The sequence below is a fragment of the Coleofasciculus sp. FACHB-712 genome (genome assembly GCF_014695635.1).
Classification (GTDB): domain Bacteria; phylum Cyanobacteriota; class Cyanobacteriia; order Cyanobacteriales; family FACHB-T130; genus FACHB-T130.
Map to the genome: position 1 here is coordinate 1 of NZ_JACJOQ010000664.1, position 4,398 is coordinate 4,398.

Sequence of the window (4,398 nt, forward strand, 5' to 3'; positions counted from 1 at the left end):
ATCGCAGCAAATTCCAAATATCTATAAACCAGTTTCGCACCTGGGAAGTAGAAGAACCGCGATAGCGACACAATAGCCCAGCAGGAAGACGAGTAATGCCTGCTTGGTGAAGATTTTGCCCTGTCCCTTTCTTAAAAAAGGGTGAATGATTCCCTAGATTTCGTGCTTTTTCTACAATCTCTGGTGACACCGCTTGCCCAATCCAGACTAAACTCGCTACAACGGATTGCCCAGCTAAACCGTGAGGACTGTCGAGGATTTCTGTCCCGCCGGGTAACCATTGCCTGTCAATCCACAGAGGGCGTCCTTGCTGCCAGATTTCAGTATGCGATCGCCACTCTCCGTGTAAGAATCTCTCCCCTCTGGCACTGCGTCCAAAGCGTGTAATTTCCCAACCCAGCCAACTTGCTTCTGGAGCTAATTCTACCCGCAAGTCTTGTCGATACATCGCACCGTCAAAAATAATTGTTTCCTGCGGTAGCCACTCCAAAGTAGCACCCGCGTTCACCCCGATTTCAATCGTTTGACTCGCTGGCAATCCATTGCTGCGATAAACCTTACCGGCGGCAGCGGTAGTGATTAAGGCTTGGGCGTTGGGTTGGAGGTGGAAATTAAGCGATAAGCGATCGCCCCCCACAACACCCCCCGCTGTATGCAAAATTACACTATGACAAATCTCCGACCCTTCTGGATAAAATGGGCGCTGTACCTTCAGCGGTGCTTTTACGCGATCGCTAATCACCTGGGTTTTGCTTTGGGTTTTAGAAAACTCCAAGTTAAGAATGCCGTGCCATCCAGAGGATGAGGGATTTGCTACTGCCGGATCGAGGTCTTTCATTAAATTTGGTGTATAAATTGTTAATTTTTTACTCCGGAAAATCATCTTAAACAAAAATACCATTAAACTCGATTCAACCGAATATTCTTAAGTCTTTATACTGGAGATTCTTATGGCGGCTATCAGCTTTGAAAGCTTAAAAGACGAATACCAGCAACTCTTTGATAGCTGCAAAATCACTAAAAATAAAATTGAGCAAGTAGATAATATTTTAGATACCATTGATACAAATCGGGCTAGGTATGATGCGGTAGGGAAAAGACTGGCGATTCCCTGGTATGTGATAGCCATTATTCACAACATGGAATCTTCCTTAAATTTCAACACTCACCTGCATAATGGAGATCCGCTGACAAGAAAAACTATACGCGAACCAAAAGATCGCCCGTCTAGTGGGAATCCTCCTTTTACATGGGAAGAAAGTGCCATTGATGCTTTAACTTTTGATAAATTTGACCAATGGAAAGATTGGAGCCTTCCAAACATTCTTTTTAAGTTAGAAGGCTACAACGGTTGGGGTTATCGCCTCTACCATTCTGATGTTCTTTCACCTTATTTGTGGAGTGCTTCAAACCACTATACTAAAGGAAAATACGTTGACGATGGCACCTGGTCAAATACAGCCGTATCGCAGCAATACGGTGCCGCCGTACTTCTGTGCCGAATGATCGATCGAGGAACAATTACTTGGGATAATCCAGAAACCAGTGAGGTTGGAGAAAAAGATGTAGATATCCAACCTGGCGAAAAGCAACCTTTGGTATATTATTCACCAGATTCTAAGATTGATAACGGCAAAGAACTGCAACAGTTTTTAAATCAATTTTCAGGAATTTATTTAAGTGTAGATGGTTGCCTTGGTGATAAAACTTCCGAGGCTTTTAAAAAAGTTACTGGTTACTATCTCTTTGGAGATCCTAGAAATAAAAATTAATTTTAAATAGCAAATAAAATAGTAATTCTCTAATTTGTAAGTATTGCTTATCAAGTGCAAAAAATCCGATAAATTAAAACTTACTAGCTTGTTGATTGCTTAGAAAAAGGCAATCAGCACCTTTTAGGGATTACCAATTGGATTGTTTAACTTAATGGGTAATTCAATGATAACTTCTGTTCCCTGCCCCGGTTCGGAGATAATAGCAATACGTCCTTGATGATGTTCTAATATTTGATAACATACAGTTAGTCCTAAACCTATGCCTTTTCCGACAGGTTTGGTTGTAAAGAAAGGGTCAAATATTTTTGATTTAATCGCTGTTGGAATCCCGGAACCGTTATCTTTAATTTTGATAATTATTTGCTTAGCTGCACTAAATTCAGTTTTAATGTAAATCCGTTTTTCAGGTTGCTCTTTGAAAGTTTCCAGAGCATCAATTGCATTGCTGAAAATATTCATAAATACCTGGTTAAGCTGCGCCGGATAGCATTCAACGGGTGGCAGAACGCCGTACCGCTTAACTACCTGAATCTCTGGATTTCCCTCCGCCTTCCAGTCTCCGCCTGATTGCAAGCGATGCTGCACAATTAGCAAACTGCTATCAATTCCTTCATGAATGTTGACGCGCTTCCTTTCAGCTTCATCGAGTCGGGAAAAGTTTCGCAGTAATAGAATAATTTTACGAATGCGATCGCTGCCAGCCCTCATTGAAGTAATAATTTTAGGCAGATCGCCCGTCAAAAAATCGAGATCGATGTCCTCAATATATTGCTGTATTTCAGCATCAGGATAACTTTTTTGATAGCGTTGTACGAGGTTCAGTAGATTTTTTGTGTAGTCACTGATATGGGGAAGATTACCATAAATAAAATTAATCGGATTGTTAATTTCGTGGGCAATCCCAGCAACAAGTTGACCCAAACTAGACATTTTTTCAGTTTGAATGAGTTGCGCCTGCGCTCTTCCCAAATTGCGTAATGCTTGACTGAGCTGTTGAGCGTTGGTAGTTAATTCAGTATTCAGTTGCTGTAGTTGGTCGTGGGCTTGCTGTAATTGCTGGTTTTTTTGCGAAAGCTCTTCAGTACGCTGTTGCACCCGTTCTTCAAGAGTCTGACGCGCCTGTTCTAGTTCCTCAGTACGCTTTGCAACTCGCTGCTCTAGGTTTCCGATGAGGGCTTTTAGCGCCTGAGCCATTTCTTGATAAGCATGAGCAAGTTGACCGATTTCACCACCCGCGCCGATACCGGGAATGGGGGTAGTCAAATCGCCTGCGGCTAAGGTTTTGCTGCGTTCGGAGAGCTGGATAATCGGGTTGCCGATTTGTTTGGCTAGCAAATGTGCGATCGCAATCGATAACAAGGTAGCCAATCCCAGCCCTAGCCAAATCACACGGTTTAGGTTGATGGAAGCTTGATTAAAATACTTTGAGACAATTTGAATTTTGGCAATGGCAATAGGCTGATTGCGGGAAGTAATCGGAGCATATATCGTATTCAAACCAGATTTTGGTTCGATCCGATAAACTGTTTTACCTTTTTGAATCTTGCGTAACACCTGCGACTTTAAATTTACTTGTTCCCAAGGCTCAATGCTGGATTTGGCATTGCTAGAAATGATTGATTTGCCATCTAGAGAAATAACTTGCAGTTTAGTGGTAGGTTGAGAGAAATTAAGAAAGTTACGCAACCAAGTTTCATCTAAATTTTGCCCTAAAATCAAAGTTCCGGGTGACTTCCCCGTACCATCGCTGTTGTAAACAGGCGCTGTTGAAAAGAGCAATATCTGAGGCAAGCCGCTATCAATCAACATCGTTGTTGGCTTGTTGGTAGCGATCGCATCTGTTATCCGCTCAGCTACATTCGGAATTCGCAAAGCGTCACCTCGCTCTCCCAAAATCTCTCCCCTACGATCCACCACTTTCACATGATCGACATCGGTAGAAAGAACAAGTTGCTCGGAGACTTCCTTTTTGATCCAAGCCTCATCTCGCTTCCCAATTGCGTTGTATAAATCTGTCCAGATTGCATAGCTAGAGGATAAATTTTGCAATCCTTTCTCAGTAGCCGCAGTGTATCCCCGAAAGGCTAAAACTTGATCGTCGAGCCGAGTCTTTTCTAAGTCGATGAGCGGCTGCTGCACAAACCGCCACGCTACAGCACTCAGGAACATCACGGGTAGCAAAGATGCCCCAAAGGTAAAAATTAGCAGCTTGGGTTGAAGCTGTTGCAGCCGCTTGAACATCTCTGAGTTAATATAGATGCGGTGTTTCGTCCTCCAGACAGATAATCTGTCACAAGGCTCTCCACAGTTTAGCGGCTGTGAGAGTAAACTGACCGCTCTATTTTCGGAGGCGTAAAAGCGCCTACCTTGGTTGCAAGTTCTACGGTTTATTCGCAAAGATTTTTAGCTATGTGCGTCAGACAGCCAGAAACCGTTGAATTACATCCTGACTGAGTTCGCTAGTCGAGCCAGACGCGACGATACCGCCTTTTTGCATCGCGTAGTACCGATCTGCTTGTCGGACAAAATGCAAGTGTTGCTCGACCAATAAAACAGAAATGCCGGTAGATTCAATAATGCGGCGCACTGCTGCTTCTATTTCTAAAATAATCGAGGGTTGAAT

General features: G+C 43.1%; 3 protein-coding genes and 1 pseudogene. 1 reads left to right on the forward strand and 3 read right to left on the reverse strand.

What is annotated here, in order from left to right:
* Positions 1 to 838, reverse strand: an 838-nt coding sequence (locus H6F50_RS25060; RefSeq protein WP_190430777.1) for an urease accessory protein UreD, incomplete at its 3' end; no start/stop codon positions are given.
* 112 nt (positions 839 to 950) lie between these two features.
* On the opposite strand from H6F50_RS25060, the gene H6F50_RS25065 reads away from it, so the two are divergent.
* Positions 951 to 1,772 carry a hypothetical protein gene (locus tag H6F50_RS25065; protein WP_190430778.1) on the forward strand — a complete coding sequence of 274 codons (822 nt, stop codon included), beginning with the start codon at positions 951 to 953 and terminating at the stop codon, positions 1,770 to 1,772.
* A gap of 123 nt (positions 1,773 to 1,895) precedes the next feature.
* Here the strand turns inward: H6F50_RS25065 and H6F50_RS25070 are convergent, their stop codons facing one another.
* Together H6F50_RS25070 and H6F50_RS25075 are read right to left on the reverse strand one after the other, a co-directional pair.
* Positions 1,896 to 4,016 (reverse strand): ATP-binding protein, encoded by a 2,121-nt coding sequence (locus H6F50_RS25070; RefSeq protein ID WP_190430779.1) that lies wholly within the window; start codon positions 4,014 to 4,016, stop codon positions 1,896 to 1,898.
* Positions 4,017 to 4,191: 175 nt separating this feature from the next.
* Positions 4,192 to 4,398: pseudogene (locus H6F50_RS25075) on the reverse strand (ABC transporter ATP-binding protein); the annotation flags it as partial.